Annotated in this window: 13 protein-coding genes, 3 tRNA genes and 1 pseudogene; 9 read left to right on the forward strand and 8 right to left on the reverse strand. The window is 70.7% G+C overall.

All coding sequences use genetic code 11. The annotated features are described in order from the left end of the window. Positions 1-256 precede the first annotated feature (256 nt). On the forward strand, positions 257-1,642 hold the full coding sequence (locus ACFPZI_RS07445) for a N,N-dimethylformamidase beta subunit family domain-containing protein (RefSeq protein ID WP_381359877.1): 1,386 nt from the start codon (positions 257-259) through the stop codon (positions 1,640-1,642). A 321-nt stretch (positions 1,643-1,963) separates the two neighbouring features. Beyond that, positions 1,964-2,863, forward strand: coding sequence for a phosphoribosylaminoimidazolesuccinocarboxamide synthase (locus tag ACFPZI_RS07450; protein ID WP_381359880.1), 900 nt, complete (start codon positions 1,964-1,966; stop codon positions 2,861-2,863). A 94-nt stretch (positions 2,864-2,957) separates the two neighbouring features. Here ACFPZI_RS07450 and ACFPZI_RS07455 read toward each other — a convergent pair. The 8 genes from ACFPZI_RS07455 to ACFPZI_RS07490 all read right to left on the reverse strand — a co-directional run bounded on the left by ACFPZI_RS07455 (position 2,958) and on the right by ACFPZI_RS07490 (position 7,816). Beyond that, positions 2,958-3,030 (reverse strand) — tRNA-Gly (locus tag ACFPZI_RS07455). A 22-nt stretch (positions 3,031-3,052) separates the two neighbouring features. After that, positions 3,053-3,679 carry a response regulator gene (locus tag ACFPZI_RS07460; RefSeq protein WP_381359882.1) on the reverse strand — a complete coding sequence of 209 codons (627 nt, stop codon included), beginning with the start codon at positions 3,677-3,679 and terminating at the stop codon, positions 3,053-3,055. Then, on the reverse strand, positions 3,676-5,004 hold the full coding sequence (locus tag ACFPZI_RS07465; RefSeq protein WP_381359885.1) for a sensor histidine kinase: 1,329 nt from the start codon (positions 5,002-5,004) through the stop codon (positions 3,676-3,678). The genes ACFPZI_RS07460 and ACFPZI_RS07465 overlap by 4 nt, the downstream gene beginning before the upstream one ends. A 25-nt stretch (positions 5,005-5,029) precedes the next feature. Further along, complete coding sequence (locus tag ACFPZI_RS07470; protein WP_381359888.1) at positions 5,030-5,869, reverse strand: ABC transporter permease; 840 nt, start codon at positions 5,867-5,869, stop codon at positions 5,030-5,032. Beyond that, positions 5,866-6,852 (reverse strand): ABC transporter ATP-binding protein, encoded by a 987-nt coding sequence (locus ACFPZI_RS07475; RefSeq protein WP_381359890.1) that lies wholly within the window; start codon positions 6,850-6,852, stop codon positions 5,866-5,868. The genes ACFPZI_RS07470 and ACFPZI_RS07475 overlap by 4 nt, the downstream gene beginning before the upstream one ends. Positions 6,853-7,046: 194 nt before the next feature. After that, positions 7,047-7,119 (reverse strand) — tRNA-Gly (locus ACFPZI_RS07480). Positions 7,120-7,199: 80 nt separating this feature from the next. Further along, positions 7,200-7,271: transfer RNA gene (locus ACFPZI_RS07485), tRNA-Gly, on the reverse strand. A gap of 227 nt (positions 7,272-7,498) precedes the next feature. Then, positions 7,499-7,816: a histone-like nucleoid-structuring protein Lsr2 gene (locus ACFPZI_RS07490; RefSeq protein ID WP_055604353.1), complete on the reverse strand. Its 318-nt coding sequence runs from the start codon at positions 7,814-7,816 to the stop codon at positions 7,499-7,501. Between the two features lie 352 nt (positions 7,817-8,168). Here ACFPZI_RS07490 and purS point away from each other — a divergent pair, with 352 nt between their 5' ends. The 7 genes and pseudogenes from purS to purF all read left to right on the forward strand — a co-directional run bounded on the left by purS (position 8,169) and on the right by purF (position 15,167). Next, complete coding sequence (purS, locus tag ACFPZI_RS07495) at positions 8,169-8,432, forward strand: phosphoribosylformylglycinamidine synthase subunit PurS (RefSeq protein ID WP_042175198.1); 264 nt, start codon at positions 8,169-8,171, stop codon at positions 8,430-8,432. Next, positions 8,429-9,133 carry a phosphoribosylformylglycinamidine synthase subunit PurQ gene (gene purQ, locus ACFPZI_RS07500; protein ID WP_381359894.1) on the forward strand — a complete coding sequence of 235 codons (705 nt, stop codon included), beginning with the start codon at positions 8,429-8,431 and terminating at the stop codon, positions 9,131-9,133. Before purS ends, purQ begins: the two co-directional genes overlap by 4 nt. Further along, positions 9,130-11,388 carry a phosphoribosylformylglycinamidine synthase subunit PurL gene (gene purL, locus ACFPZI_RS07505; RefSeq protein WP_381359897.1) on the forward strand — a complete coding sequence of 753 codons (2,259 nt, stop codon included), beginning with the start codon at positions 9,130-9,132 and terminating at the stop codon, positions 11,386-11,388. Before purQ ends, purL begins: the two co-directional genes overlap by 4 nt. A gap of 77 nt (positions 11,389-11,465) precedes the next feature. Continuing rightward, a pseudogene (locus ACFPZI_RS07510) lies at positions 11,466-11,777 on the forward strand (RNA-guided endonuclease InsQ/TnpB family protein); the annotation flags it as partial. A 110-nt stretch (positions 11,778-11,887) separates the two neighbouring features. After that, the gene (locus ACFPZI_RS07515) at positions 11,888-12,685 is read left to right on the forward strand and encodes a maleylpyruvate isomerase family mycothiol-dependent enzyme (protein WP_381359899.1); all 798 of its coding nucleotides are present in this window, start codon (positions 11,888-11,890) and stop codon (positions 12,683-12,685) included. 56 nt (positions 12,686-12,741) lie between these two features. After that, positions 12,742-13,578 (forward strand): META domain-containing protein, encoded by an 837-nt coding sequence (locus ACFPZI_RS07520; RefSeq protein ID WP_381359902.1) that lies wholly within the window; start codon positions 12,742-12,744, stop codon positions 13,576-13,578. Between the two features lie 62 nt (positions 13,579-13,640). Continuing rightward, complete coding sequence (purF, locus tag ACFPZI_RS07525; protein WP_381359905.1) at positions 13,641-15,167, forward strand: amidophosphoribosyltransferase; 1,527 nt, start codon at positions 13,641-13,643, stop codon at positions 15,165-15,167. Positions 15,168-15,185: the final 18 nt, after the last annotated feature.

Here is a 15,185-nt window from a genome sequence, read left to right on the forward strand (position 1 = left end):
AAGCCGGAGAGCCGGAGAGCCGGGGCCCGCCTCGCCACCCAACACCCCCGCCGCCCAACACCCCCTCCGCCCGCCGCGCACTCCCGACCGCCCCGGAGTCAGCCCTTCCGCTTGTGGCCGATTCGCGACGAAGGGTGACGCGGTGCGTGCGTAATGTGATGTGCTTGGGCTGTTCGCGCTCCTTGGCCAGGGCTTGCGACATACGACAAGCACATTGCTGACCGTCGGCGACGGGGCCTGCGGGAGGGGAGCGACCATGGGTGCGCAGCAGGGTCACCGCCGGATCGAGGGGTTCAGTTCCACCGACGGGGTGGCACCCGGAGAAGCGATCGACTTCCACATCACCGTCGACCCGCCCCAGGAGTTCCGCGTCGACGTCCACCGCGTCGGTCACTACGACGGGCAGGGCGCCACCCGGATCATGTCCAGCCCTCGCCTCGCCGGCATCGCGCAGCCCCCGCCGCTCACCGCCGGCCGTACGGTCTCCTGCCACCACTGGTGGCTGTCCTGGCGGCTGCCGGTCCCGTCGGACTGGAGCGTCGGCGCCTATGTGGCCGTTCTGACCACCGCCGACGGCCGCGACCGTGCCCAGATCCCCTTCACGGTCCGCGACCACCGCCCGGCCGACCTGCTCCTCGTCCTGCCCGACATCACCTGGCAGCTCCACAACCGCTATCCGAAGGACGACGGGGCGGGCAAAACCCATGCGATCGACGGGATCCTCCACCAGTCCGGGGACGGGGACGGGGACGAGGGCGGGGACGGCCGGCTGCCCGGCGAGGCCGACACCGACTCCCCCTCCGACACCGACTTCCCTTCCGCGACCACCGTCTCCTTCGACCGCCCGTACGCGGGCGCCGGTCTGCCTCCGTCCGCCGGTCACGCCTACGACGTCATCCGCTGGGCCGAGCGCTACGGCTACGACCTCGCCTACGCCGACGCCCGCGACCTGCACGCCGGCCGGGTCGACCCCACCCGGTACAGGGGCCTCCTCTTCCCCGGCCCCGACACGTACTGGTCCCAGGCCATGCGCGGTACCGCGGAACACGCCCGTGAGTACGGCACCTCCCTGGTCTTCCTCTCCGCCCGGACGCTGTACGGGCAGGTGGAACTCGCGCCCTCCCCGTCCGGAGTCCCCGACCGTCTGCTGACCTGCCGCAGCGGCAGACGCCGGGGCCCGGACCGCAGGACCCAGGACCGCAAGGCGCCGGGCAAGGGGGTGCTGTGGCGGGAGGCGGACCGCGCGGAGCAGCAGCTGATCGGCGTCCAGTACGCAGGTCAGGTCCCCGAGCCGCATCCGCTGATCGTGCGCAACGCCGACCACTGGCTGTGGGAGGCGACCGGGGCCTTGGAGGGCGACGCGGTCGAAGGGCTGGTCGCGGCCGGGGCCGATCGTTACTTCCCGCGCACCCCGCTGCCCGAGCACGAGGAGCGGGTGCTGCTCGCCCACTCCCCGTACACCGACGGGGCGGGCGCCGGACGGCATCAGGAGACCTCGCTCTACCGGGCGCCCTCCGGTGCCTGGGTCTTCGCATCGGGCACGCTTGCCTGGCCCCCGGCCCTGGGCCGCCCCGGCCGGACCGACCCGCGCATCCAGCGTGCCACCGCCAACCTCCTCGACCGCATCTGCAAAAGCGACTGACCCGACCTGCCGATGCCTCGCCTGCTGACGGCCTGCCTGCGGATGCCCTGCCTGCCGACGGCCCACCTGCTCGGCGCACGCCACCGCCCCGACCCGCCGGGACCGCCCCGACCCGCCGGGACCGCCCCGACCCGCCGGGACCGCCCCGACCCGCCGGGACCGCCCCGACCCGCCGGGACCGCCCCGACCCGCCGGGACCGCCCCGACCAGCGGGGGCGGCCGCTCGTACGGGACAATCGGAGGCACTTGTCCCGCCGTCTCCCACCCCACCCTGTGCGAGCCCCGCGGGTGCCCTGTTGTTCCGAACCACGCGGAGGAACCGTGTCCGGATTCGTCGAGAAGCCCGAGCCGATCCAGGTTCCGGGCCTGGTGCATCTGCACACCGGAAAGGTGCGCGAGCTGTACCGGAACGAGGCGGGCGACCTCGTGATGGTCGCCAGTGACCGCATCTCCGCCTACGACTGGGTGCTGCCGACCGAGATCCCGGACAAGGGCAGGGTTCTCACCCAGCTCTCCCTCTGGTGGTTCGACCAGCTCGCCGACCTGGTCCCGCACCACGTCCTGAGCACCGAACTTCCCGCGGGCGCCCCCGCCGACTGGGCGGGCCGCACCCTCGTCTGCAAGTCGCTGCGGATGGCTCCCGTGGAGTGCGTGGCCCGCGGCTACCTCACCGGCTCGGGCCTCGCCGAGTACCAGGAGTCCCGTACGGTCTGCGGCCTGGCCCTCCCCGAGGGACTGGTGGACGGATCGGAACTGCCCGGCCCGATCTTCACCCCGGCCACCAAGGCCGCCGTCGGCGAGCACGACGAGAACGTCTCCTACGAGGAGGTGGCCCGCCAGGTCGGCGCCGACACCGCGGCGCAGCTGCGGCAGGCCACCCTCGCCGCGTACACCCGGGCCCGCGACATCGCCCGGGAACGGGGGATCATCCTCGCGGACACCAAGTTCGAGTTCGGCTTCGACGGCGACACGCTGGTGGTCGCGGACGAGGTGCTCACCCCGGACTCCTCCCGCTTCTGGCCGGCCGAGCAGTGGGAGCCGGGCCACGCGCAGCCGTCGTACGACAAGCAGTACGTGCGGGACTGGTTGACCTCCGCCGAGTCGGGCTGGGACCGGGCGAGCGAGCAGCCCCCGCCGGCGCTGCCGCAGCACGTCGTGGACGCGACCCGGGCGAAGTACGTGGAGGCGTACGAGCGTCTGACGGGCCTCAGCTGGAGCTGAGGCCCGGGCCCGAGGCCCGGCGCGTGCCGGGCCTCGGGCCGGGCGCGTACGAAGAAGACCCCGGTCCGATGGACCGGGGTCTTTCTGATTCCCGAGCGGACGACGAGGTTCGAACTCGCGACCTCAACCTTGGCAAGGTTGCGCTCTACCAACTGAGCTACGTCCGCATGCGCCGTGGCGCGAGAGCAACTATACCCAACCTCGCTCGCGCGCGAGTCGTACTGCGGCGTGACGGTTCTCCGCACCGAGTTTCGTGGCGGCGGACGACAGATAGTTCCGCACGGTCCCCTGGGACAGCGCGGCCCGCTCCGCGATCTCCGTCACGGGCGCCCCGTCGGCCGCGAGTTCCAGCACCTCGGCCTCACGCACGGTCAGTGGTGAGTCACCGGCGGCGATCGCGTCGGCCGCCAACTCGGGATCCACGTAACGGTTTCCCGCGTGCACGGTGCGGATGATCTCCGCGAGGTGCTGTGCGCTGACGGTTTTGGGGACGAAGCCGCGCACCCCCGCCGCGAGGGCCCGCTTCAGATGCCCGGGACGCCCGTGACTGGTCACGATCAGCACGCGGCAGTCGGGGAGTTCAGCCCGCAGCGATGTGGCGACCTTCACACCGTCGGCGCCGGGCATCTGCAGATCCAGTACGGCGATGTCGGGGGTGTGCGCCCGCGCCATCGCCAGCGCCTCCGGACCGGAGGCTGCCTCGGCGACGATCAGGAGGTCGTCCTCCAGCGACAGCAGGGCGGCGAGCGCTCCCCGGATCAGATGCTCGTCGTCGGCGAGCAGGAGCCGGACGGGCCGGGACGGTGTCGTCGTCACAGCGTGACCTCGCTTCCGGACCCCGCGGCGCGGGGTGCCACCGTAGCCGCAGTAGCCGCCGCGATCCCGGAACCCGCGGGCGCGAGGGATGCGGACCCGGGTGCCCCTGCCTTCGAGCCCGGCACCGCCCCCGACGGCACCTCCGCCGTCAGCACGAACCGCCCGTCCCCGGCCGGTCCGGCCCGCAGCGTGCCGCCGATCTCCGCCAGCCGCTCGCGCAGTCCGATGAGGCCGGAGCCCCGGCCCGGCCCGCCGGCGCCGTCCGGCGCCCCGTCGTTCTCCACCGTCAGCACCGCACGCCCCTCCAGTACCCGTACGTCCACCGCGCACCGCCGCGCGTCGCCGTGCCGCAGCACATTGGTCGCGGCCTCCCGTACCACCCAGCCCAGCGCGGACTGCACCTGCGCCGGGAGTCCGACCGCCGGGCCGTTGACCGTGCAGTCGATGCCGGCCGCGGTCAGCACCCCCTTCGCGCCCGCGAGTTCGCTGCTCAGGTCGGCCTCGCGGTAGCCGCGTACGACCTCGCGCACCTCCCGCTGGGTCTCGTGCGCCAGCCGCTGCACCTCGACCATCTGCGTCACCGCCTCCGGCCGTTCGCGCTGGGCCAGCTGGACGGCCAGCTCGCTCTTCAGCGCGATCACGGCGAGGTTGCGGCCCATGACGTCGTGCAGATCCCGTCCGAACCGCAGCCGTTCCTCCGCCACGGCGAGCCGGGTGCGGGTCTCGCGGGCCTCGTCGAGTTCGTACACGGCGTTGAGCAGCCGGACCGAGAACACCGAGGTGAAGGCCACGAACCCGCCGCCGAACAGCACCGCCACGGCGACGGTCAGCGCGGCCGGAACCGGCATACCGATGGGCAGGGACCCGAGTGTCGCGCCCGCCGCGAAGGCGAGCACCCGCAGCCGGTTCTGCACCCCCAGGGCGACGATTCCGGTGCCGAAGGCCGGGACGATCAGCAAGATCACGGCGACCGCCTCATCGACGTTCCGGCCCGCCGGCCCGTGCTCGGCGATCGCCACGGCCGACCCCGCGACGACCGCGGTGAGGCCCCCGAGCGCCCACATCAGCCGACGAGGCTGCTCCCGCTGCCCGCGCAGCCAGTCCAGCGCATGCGAGGCGGACACGGCGCAGAGCGCGCAGTGCAGGGCGATCAGGAACACCAGCAGAGCCGTCAGCCCCGGCCCGAGCCTTCCTGCCCGCCCGAGTACCGGCCCGCCGACCGCCACGAACTCGATCAACGGGAAGGAGTGGAACGACCACCGTGTGTACGTCTCGAACTTCGCCGGGGTGCTCTTGCGCCTCCACCAGCCGCCCGGCCTGCTCATGTCCCCGCCTCCCGCGGTCAGCACGTCAGCGCCTCGGTTCCCAGCGGAACCACCGGCGGACAGCGAACACCGCCAGCAGCACCCAGGCCGCGCCGGTCGCCACGGCGAACAGCGTCTCGGAGCCCGACAGGTTGCCCGTGAAGCCGCCGCGCAGCAGGGTCATGACGGGGGTGAGGGGCAGCAGTTCGCAGAAGGAGGCCAGCCGATCGGGCAGTACCTCCAGCGGGACCATCATTCCGGAGCCGAGCATCGAGACCATGAGCACCGGCATCGCGGTGACCTGCGCGCTCTCGGTGGTCCGGGTGAAGCCGGCGGTGACGGCGGCGAGCGCCGCGCACAACACCAGGCCCAGCAGCAGCCCCAGCACGGACAGGTGGACGGCCTGCGGCGCGGCCACGTCCAGCAGCAGCGTGCAGCCCGCCGCCAGCAGCAGCGACTGCACCAGCCCGGTCGCGGCGGACGGCAGCGAGGCCCCGCACAGGATCTCGATGTCCCGCAGCTCGCCGGTGCGCAGCCGCTTCAGCACCAGTTCCTCGCGCCGGGTGACGAAGACGCCGACGAGCGCCGTGTAGACGGCGAACAGCAGGGAGAAGCCGATCGCGCCGGGCAGGATCACCGCGCCGATGCTGAGACCCACCTCGTCGAGGTTCATCTCGCCGGCCGCCGAGTACAGGCTGAGCGGCAGCACCAGCGGCACGAACAGCGCGGCGAAGAGCGTGCCCCTGCTGCGCCCCAGCAGCGTCAACTCGGCGCGGGCGAGGGCCCGCATACGCCCCATGGGGGTGCTGGCCGCGGTGTTCCTCCCCCTCCCCGCCTCGGCCGTTCCTCCGGCCGGCCCCTTGGTCGTGCTGACTGTCCCGCTCATGCCGCGTACTCCTTTCCGGTGGTGGTGCTCTCCTCCTGCGCGAGGGTTTCGTGCGCGGAGGCCTCGCGGGCGATGCCGAGGAACGCCTCCTCCAGCGAGGCCGAGCGCACGTCCAATCCCTTCAGCTCCATACCGGTCCGCTCGGCCCACACCAGTAGGAGGGTGGCCGCCCGTTGCAGCTCACGGGTGTGCAGCTTGACGGTCCGTCCGTCCAGTTCGTGTCCGGTCACGGCCAGCTCGTCGAGCGGTGGCAGGTCGCCGGGGAAGTAGCCCTGGGGCAGTTCGAAGGTGATCCGGGACGGCTGCGCGGCGGTCACCTCGGCGGGCGTGCCGGTGGTGGCGATGCGCCCCTTGTGCATGATCGCGAGGCGGTCGGCCAGTGCCTCGGCCTCTTCCAGGTAGTGGGTGGTCAGCAGCACGGTCGTGCCGTTGTCGCGCAGGGCCCGCACCAACCGCCAGGTGTCCCGGCGCCCTTCGGCGTCCAGCCCGGTCGTCGGCTCGTCGAGGAACAGCATCTCGGGGTCGCCGAGCAGCGCGAGGGCCAGGTCGAGGCGGCGCCGCTCGCCACCGGACAGCTGCTTGACCCGTACGTCGCCCTTGTCGGCCAGTCCGACCAGCGGCAGTACCTCCTGTGGCGGACGGGCGCCGCTGACGGAGCCGGCCCACATCCGCGTGGTCTCCATGACGGTCAGGTCGGAGGGGAAGCCGCCTTCCTGGAGCATCACACCGGTGCGGGGCCGTACCGCGGCGCGGTCGGTGTACGGGTCGTGCCCGAAGATCCTGACCTGTCCGCCGGTCGGTGCCGCGAGGCCCTCCAGCAGTTCGACGGTGGAGGTCTTGCCCGCGCCGTTGGTGCCCAGCAGTGCGAAGACCTCCCCGCGCCGTGCGGAGAAGCTGACCCCGCGTACGGCCTCGAACCCGCCCCCGTACACACGGCGCAGGTCGGTGACCTCGATCACGTGTTCGTGTTCATTTCCTTGCATGCTTCGATCATTCAGGATCAATGGGTTGGACAGCAGTGCGCCCTGTCATCTGCGCGCATGACAAATGTCAGAAGTCCGGTAGGGCCCGGGGTATGGGGCGCGTGGGGCCGGAGCGGCACGTGAGGCCGGAGTGCGCTGGGGAGACGCGGGCGCACGAAAAGACCCCGATCCAGTGGACCGGGGTCTGATTCCCGAGCGGACGACGAGGTTCGAACTCGCGACCTCAACCTTGGCAAGGTTGCGCTCTACCAGCTGAGCTACGTCCGCATTGCTCCCGACCAGCTTTCACCGGTCGGTGCGAGCACCAGCCTACCTGATCGAATGCACTGATCGGTACGGCTACGCAGAGCGGGTGACAGGAATTGCACACTGCGCCTTCCTCCTGGAAGGAGGATGTTCTACTACTGAACTACACCCGCATGTACTCCGTGAGCCGGGCCTTTCGGCCTTGCCCCTCGGCGTGCTCCAGACTCTAGCTGATCAATGGGGGTGCTGCGCAAGTCGGCTGCTCCGAGGGGCCGGTGGTCGGCTGTCCCGAGGGGTCGGCTGTCCCGGCCGTGGGTGCGGACGTCGACGTCCGCACCCACCAGGCGGGCCACGCTTCGACCGCCGGCCGGCCCCACGGCCGCTCGGCCCACGGCCCCTTTCACCGCGCCGCGGCGAACGCTTCGTAGACCCGCTTGGGGATCCGTCCCCGCGCGGGGACGTCCATCTGGTTCGACTGGGCCCAGGCGCGCACGGCCGCCGGATCGGGGGCGACCTCCGTCTGCCTGTACGCCCGCCCCGAGCGGGAACGCTTGCGGCCGGCCTCCACGTAGGGCGCGAGCGCCTTCCGCAGTCCGTCGGCGTTGACCTTGTTCAGGTCGATCTCGTACGACTTGCCGTCGAGTCCGAAGGCGATCGTTTCCGCCGCTTCCGAGCCGTCGATGTCGTCAAAGAGAGTGACCACGACCTTCTGCGCCACGAATATCGGTCCCTTCGTGCGACACCTCTGTGGTGACGTCCGTGATGAACGTGCCGGGCGTCGCTGAGATGTCGGCTGTCCGCCTGTAATCGGGCAAAGTATCTGCTAATGACAATTCATTTGTACAGTGCCCGGCATTGCATTGTGAAGCTCGACTAAATCTGTCCGCGTGTCCCGCGCGCAATAGAGATACGTGACAGGAGGCGGATCTTTCCCGGATCTTTTCCAGCAGGCCTCCCCGGGACCCCGGATCGTGATCGGGGTCACGTAGATTCCTCCAACTCTACTCGCGTAGAAATTTTGTCCGGGTAGTCTGAAGGAACCTGCTCAGCACCACACACCGGGAGTGCCAGTGGCACGCGTCGTAGTCGACGTCATGCTCAAGCCGGAGATCCTCGACCCCCAGGGCCAGGCGGTGCAGCGCGCACTGCCGCGGTTGGGATTCGAAGGGATCTCGGACGTCCGTCAGGGAAAGCGATTCGAACTGGAAGTTGACGGGCCGGTCGACGAGACCGCGCTCGCCCGCATCCACGATCTTGCGGAATCCTTCCTCGCCAACACCGTGATCGAGGACTTCACCGTCAGGGTCGAGGAAGTCGCGGAGGCCGTGAAGTGACCGCTCGTATTGGCGTCGTCACTTTCCCGGGCAGCCTCGACGACCGTGACAGCCGGCGCGCGATCCGGCTCGCTGGTGCCGAGCCGGTGGCCCTGTGGCACAAGGACAAGAACCTCCACCAGGTCGACGCCGTGGTGCTCTGCGGCGGATTTTCCTACGGCGACTACTTGCGCGCGGGAGCCATCGCCCGTTTTTCGCCGGTGATGGACACCGTCATCGAGCAGGCGAAGGCGGGACTGCCGGTCCTCGGGATCTGCAACGGCTTCCAGATCCTCACCGAGGCGCACCTGCTCCCCGGCGGCATGCTCGGCAACGACCACCTGCACTTCATCTGCCGTGACCAGAAGCTGCGGGTGGAGAACGCGGACACCGCCTGGACCGGCGACTACACCGCCGGGCAGGAGATCAGCATCCCGCTGAAGAACATGGACGGCCGCTACGTCGCCGACCGGCGCACGCTGGACGAGCTCGAGGCCGAGGGCCGGGTCGCCTTCCGCTACGTCACCGACGGCGAGGCCGCCGAGGGCTACGGCAACCCCAACGGCTCGCTCGACGACATCGCCGGCATCACCAACGCGGCGGGCAACGTCGTCGGCCTGATGCCGCACCCCGAGCACGCCGTCGAGCCGCTGATCGGCACCGGCCGCACCGACGGCCTCCCGTTCTTCACCTCGATCCTCAAGAAGCTGGTAAGCGCATGAGCAGGACGCCTCTGGACACGGTCGAGCACGCGGCCGAGACCCCCGACGTCGAGCTGCCGTGGGCCGAACTCGGTCTGAAGAAGGACGAGTACGAGCGGGTGGTGGAGATCCTCGGCCGCCGCCCGACCGGCGCCGAACTCGCCATGTACTCGGTGATGTGGTCCGAGCACTGCTCGTACAAGTCCTCCAAGGTCCACCTCCGCCAGTTCGGCGAGAAGGCCCCCGAGTCCGACGCGATGCTCGTCGGCATCGGCGAGAACGCCGGCGTCGTCGACGTCGGCCAGGGCTACGCGGTGACCTTCAAGGTCGAGTCGCACAACCACCCGTCCTACGTCGAGCCCTACCAGGGCGCCGCGACCGGCGTCGGCGGCATCGTCCGCGACATCATCGCGATGGGCGCCCGCCCGGTCGCCGTCGTGGACCCGCTGCGCTTCGGCGCCGCCGACCACCCCGACACCAAGCGCGTGCTGCCCGGCGTCGTCGCCGGCATCGGCGGCTACGGCAACTGCCTGGGCCTGCCGAACATCGGCGGCGAGGTCGTCTTCGACGCCTGCTACCAGGGCAACCCGCTGGTCAACGCCGGCGCCATCGGCGTCATGCGGCACGAGGACATCCACCTCGCCAAGGCCTCCGGCCCCGGCAACAAGGTCATCCTGTACGGGGCCCGCACGGGCGGCGACGGCATCGGCGGCGCGTCCATCCTGGCCTCCGAGACGTTCGACGACGCGAAGCCCTCGAAGCGCCCCGCCGTCCAGGTCGGCGACCCTTTCCAGGAGAAGCTCCTCATCGAGTGCACCCTGGAGGCGTTCCAGGAGAAGCTGGTCGTCGGCATCCAGGACCTCGGCGCGGCCGGCCTGTCCTGTGCCACCTCCGAGCTGGCCTCCAACGGCTCCGGCGGCATGCGCGTCACCCTCGACGACGTACCGCTGCGCGACTCCACGCTCTCGCCCGAGGAAATCCTCATGAGCGAGTCGCAGGAACGCATGTGCGCGGTGGTCGAGCCGGAGAAGGTCGACCGCTTCCTCGAGATCTGCGAGAAGTGGGACGTCATCGCCACCGTCATCGGTGAGGTGACCGACGGCGACCGCCTGGAGATCTACTGGCACGGCGGCAAGATCGTCGACGTCGACCCGCGCACCGTCGCCCACGACGGCCCGGTCTACGAGCGCCCCTACGCCCGCCCCGACTGGCAGGACGCGCTCCAGGCCGACGACGCCGGCAAGCTGCCCCGCCCGGCGACCTCCGAGGAGCTGAAGGACCAGGTCCTGAAGCTGGTGGGCTCGCCCAACCAGGCCTCGAAGCAGTGGATCACCCAGCAGTACGACCACTTCGTGCAGGGCAACACCGTGCTCGCCCAGCCCGAGGACGCCGGCATGATCCGCGTCGACGCGGAGACCGGCCTCGGCGTCGCCATCGCGACCGACGGCAACGGCCGGTACGCCAAGCTCGACCCGTACACGGGCGCGCAGCTCGCGCTCGCCGAGGCGTACCGGAACGTGGCGACGACCGGCGCCAAGCCCCTCGCCGTCTCCGACTGCCTGAACTTCGGCTCGCCCGAGGACCCGGCCGTCATGTGGCAGTTCGCCGAGGCCGTCCGCGGTCTCGCCGACGGCTGCCTGCAGCTCGGCACTCCGGTGACCGGCGGCAACGTCTCGCTCTACAACCAGACCGGCGAGGTCGCCATCCACCCGACCCCGGTGGTCGCGGTCCTCGGCGTCATCGACGACGTGGCCCGGCGCACGCCGGTCGCTTTCCAGGAGGAGGGCCAGATGCTCTACCTCCTCGGCGACACGCGTGAGGAGTTCGGCGGCTCGGCCTGGTCCCAGGTCGTCCACGACCACCTCGGCGGCCTGCCGCCCAAGGTCGACCTGGAGCGCGAGCGGCTGCTCGGCGAGATCCTGATCTCCGCCTCCCGCGACGGCATGATCGACTCCGCGCACGACCTGTCCGACGGCGGTCTGGTCCAGGCCGTGGTCGAGTCGGCGCTGCTGGGTGGCAAGGGCGCGCGGCTCGTCGTACCGGACGGACTGGACGCGTTCACGTTCCTGTTCTCCGAGTCGGCCGGCCGCGCGGTCGTGGCCGTGCCGCGTTCGGAGGAGCTCCGCTTCACCGACATGTGCGGTGTCCGCGGCCTCCCGGCGACGCGCATCGGCGTCGTCGACGGGGACACGGTGGAGCTCCAGGGCGAGTTCACGCTCACCCTCGAGGAACTGCGCGAGACGCACGAGGCGACGATCCCGGCGCTGCTGGCCTGATCCTCCCGCCGTTCTGTATGAAGCCCCGCCCCATCCGGGCGGGGCTTCACAGTTTTCGGCGTAGCAACGAGAATCACATGGACGCCCGGGCGCACGCAGCCCGTGCGATGTGGAATCTCTTGCACGACTGGTGGGCGATGCTCCCCAAAGAGCGCCGTACGCCGACCGCTGCCGACGCGGCCATCCGGCAGGCCCGCAAGGAGATCGACTGGCTTGGTGCCCTGCCGGCCCAGGCCACGCAGGCGGTGCTGAAAACGTGCTTCCGGGTGTGGAAGAACTGCTGGGAGGGGCGGGCAGCCGCGCCGAACTCCAAGGCCCGCATCCGCACGGTGATGAGTGTGGACCCACCACAGGGACATGACCTGCGGGTCACGCGGGTGCACCGTCGCTGTGCGTCAGCTCCTCCCTCCACCACCCCACCCGAGCCGCACCTGCACTTCCAGTTCATGGACGGCCCCGACCCGAACCGGCCAGCGTCACCCCCGCATAGGCTGCCGCCATGCCACCGGCAAGGAAACGCACCCGCTCCTACGACCCCGTCAGGACCCGGGCCGCCGTGCTGGCCCAGTTCGAGAACGTCCGCGCGGCCGTCCAAACCCTCACCCCCGAGCAGCTCGCGCTGCCCACCCGCCTCGGCGAGTGGACCGTACGGGACCTGATCGCGCACCTGGCCCTGACCGTCGCGAGCGTCGGCCGGGCCCTGGAACGGGACGAACCGGCGAAGCCCGAACTCACTCTGCTGGACTACCCCTCCGCGACCGCCGCCCACGCCGGTGTCACCGCCGAGGGCTCCCGGGGCCTCGCCGCGGCGCCCCCCGACCTCGACGCCCTGCTCACCCGTACCGAGGAGGACCTGGCCCGGTACCTCGCCGCCGCGCCGGCCCCCCGTGTCCTCGCGATGCCCGCCGGCGCCATGACCCTCACCGACTACCTGGTCACCCGTGTCGTCGAGCTCGTCGTCCACAGCGACGACCTGGGCGCCGCCGTGCCCGGCCTGGACATCCCCTACGACCGTCAGGCCCTGGCCGCGTGCACCCGGCTGCTGGCCGACACGCTCGCCGCGAAGGTGCCCGGCGGCTCGACGGAGGTGCGGATCCCGCCGTACGCGGTCGTCCAGTGCGTGGAGGGGCCGAGGCACACGCGCGGTACCCCGCCCAACGTCGTCGAGACCGACCCGCTGACCTGGCTCCGCCTGGCCACCGGACGCACGACGTGGCAGGACGCGCTGGCCGGCGGCACGGTGAGCGCGAGCGGGGAGCGGGCGGACCTCGGGCCGTACCTGCCGCTGATGACGTGAGGCGACGTCGGGCGACGTGAGGGGAACCGGAAGTACCCCGTCTCCGTCGAAGCGGCATGTACACGCACAGGCACGACCGGCGCGGGCGGCGCACTGTTCTCGCGGCGGCCACCGCCGTTCTCTCCGTCCCCTTCGTGGCGGCCTGTGGCAGTGAGCAGGCAGGCGCGGGCGCGGGAGCGGACGCCGGGCGGGCGAGCGCGGTCGGTGCGACGACGGGCACGGCGGAGCAGTCCCTCGCCGGCATCCGCTGGAACGTCGACAGCGTCACCGTGGACGGCACCACCCACCGCGCCACCTCCGACGCGTACATGATCCTGATTGAGGGCGGCGGGGTCGAGGGCAGCTACGGCTGCAACAGCTTCCGGGGCGACAGCGCCCTGGACGGCGACCGTGTCCGGCTCAACCTCCTCAAGAGCACCGCCGTCGCCTGCGACGGACCGGGCAGGGAATTCGATCATGCGCTTCTGAACGCGTTCACCGACGACAGCCCCCGGGCCGAGGTGAAGAACGGCCGCCTCACCCTCACCTCCGGGGACGGCAACACCGTCCGTTTCAGCGAGGGCGGCGAGGACACCCCGTTGTACGGCACGAAGTGGAAGATCGTCTCCCCCGACGCCGAGGGCCGCGCCCACCTCACCTTCGACGAGAAGGAGGGCACCGTCTCCGGAAGCCTCGGCTGCAACAAGGTGAACGCCGACGCCACCGTCCGCGACGGCCATATCACCGTCGACACGCCCACCATGACCCGAATGGTGTGCGAAGACTCACTCATGAAGGCCGAGAAGCGGCTGCTGCGGCTTTTCGACGCCACGCTCAGCTATCGGGTCGATCACCGGAGCATGACGCTGACCAGCGAAAACGGAACGACTGTCAACGCCTTCGCCACCGCATGATCCACGGTTGAGGCCTCGTACCCAATTCGGACCAGCACTCGACCTCGCCTACACTCGGAGGCGTGCCACGTGGTGACGGACGACTCAACCACGACCTGCTCCCTGGAGAGAAGGGCCCCCAGGACGCCTGCGGCGTCTTCGGTGTCTGGGCTCCGGGCGAAGAGGTCGCCAAGCTCACGTACTTCGGGCTCTACGCCCTCCAGCATCGGGGCCAGGAATCCGCGGGTATCGCGGTCAGCAACGGCTCCCAGATCCTCGTCTTCAAGGACATGGGCCTGGTTTCCCAGGTCTTCGACGAGACCTCGCTCGGTTCGCTCCAGGGTCATATCGCGGTCGGTCACGCCCGCTACTCGACCACCGGCGCCTCCGTGTGGGAGAACGCCCAGCCGACCTTCCGTGCCACCGCGCAGGGATCGATCGCGCTCGGCCACAACGGCAATCTGGTCAACACGGCGGAGCTCGCCGAGCTGGTCGCCGAACTCCCCAAGGAGAACGGCCGCGCCCCGAGGGCGGCGGCCACCAACGACACCGACCTGATCACCGCCCTGCTGGCCGGCCAGCGCGCCGCCGACGGCGAACCGGTGACCGTGGAGCAGGCCGCGCACGTGGTCCTTCCGCAGGTGAAGGGCGCTTTCAGCCTCGTCTTCATGGACGAGAACACGTTGTACGCGGCCCGTGACCCGCAGGGTATCCGTCCGCTGGTCCTCGGCCGACTGGAGCGCGGCTGGGTCGTGGCCTCCGAGTCCGCCGCCCTCGACATCTGCGGCGCCAGCTATGTGCGCGAGATCGAGCCGGGCGAGTTCGTCGCCATCGACGAGAACGGCCTGCGCTCTTCCCGGTTCGCGGAAGCGAAGCCCAAGGGCTGTGTCTTCGAGTACGTGTACCTGGCCCGCCCGGACACCGACATCGCCGGACGCAACGTCTATCTGTCGCGCGTCGAGATGGGCCGTCGCCTCGCCAAGGAGGCGCCCGCCGAGGCCGACCTGGTGATAGCGACGCCGGAGTCCGGCACCCCGGCCGCCATCGGCTACGCGGAGGCGTCCGGCATCCCCTTCGGCGCCGGTCTGGTCAAGAACGCGTACGTCGGACGGACGTTCATCCAGCCGTCGCAGACCATCCGGCAGCTCGGCATCCGCCTGAAGCTGAACCCGCTCAAGGAAGTCATCAAGGGCAAGCGCCTGGTCGTCGTCGACGACTCGATCGTGCGCGGCAACACCCAGCGCGCCCTGGTCCGCATGCTTCGCGAGGCGGGCGCCGCCGAGGTCCACATCCGGATCTCCTCGCCGCCCGTGAAGTGGCCCTGCTTCTTCGGCATCGACTTCGCGACCCGCGCCGAGCTCATCGCCAACGGCATGTCCGTCGAGGAGATCGGCACCACCCTGGGCGCGGACTCCCTGGCGTACCTCTCCATCGACGGCATGATCGAGGCGACGACCATCGCCAAGCCGAACCTGTGCCGCGCCTGCTTCGACGGCGAGTACCCGATGGATCTGCCCGACCCCGAGCTCCTCGGTAAGCGGCTGCTGGAGACCGAGCTGGCCGCCGGTACGGCCGAGCCGGCCGCGGTCGACGCGATCCGCCGCCCGTAAGCCCTGCCGCAACGAGAC

This window comes from Streptomyces chlorus (genome assembly GCF_042655885.1).
GTDB lineage: Bacteria > Actinomycetota > Actinomycetes > Streptomycetales > Streptomycetaceae > Streptomyces > Streptomyces chlorus.

What these genes read in the sequence shown, in the direction of transcription:
- ACFPZI_RS07445 (WP_381359877.1), top strand. Translation starts at nt 257, where the DNA reads ATGGGTGCGCAGCAGGGTCACCGCCGGATCGAGGGGTTCAGTTCCACC.
- ACFPZI_RS07465 (WP_381359885.1), bottom strand. Translation starts at nt 5,004, where the DNA reads ATGAGCAGGCCGGGCGGCTGGTGGAGGCGCAAGAGCACCCCGGCGAAG.
- ACFPZI_RS07470 (WP_381359888.1), bottom strand. Translation starts at nt 5,869, where the DNA reads ATGAGCGGGACAGTCAGCACGACCAAGGGGCCGGCCGGAGGAACGGCC.
- ACFPZI_RS07475 (WP_381359890.1), bottom strand. Translation starts at nt 6,852, where the DNA reads ATGCAAGGAAATGAACACGAACACGTGATCGAGGTCACCGACCTGCGC.
- purL (WP_381359897.1), top strand. Translation starts at nt 9,130, where the DNA reads ATGAGCAGGACGCCTCTGGACACGGTCGAGCACGCGGCCGAGACCCCC.
- ACFPZI_RS07515 (WP_381359899.1), top strand. Translation starts at nt 11,888, where the DNA reads ATGCCACCGGCAAGGAAACGCACCCGCTCCTACGACCCCGTCAGGACC.
- ACFPZI_RS07520 (WP_381359902.1), top strand. Translation starts at nt 12,742, where the DNA reads ATGTACACGCACAGGCACGACCGGCGCGGGCGGCGCACTGTTCTCGCG.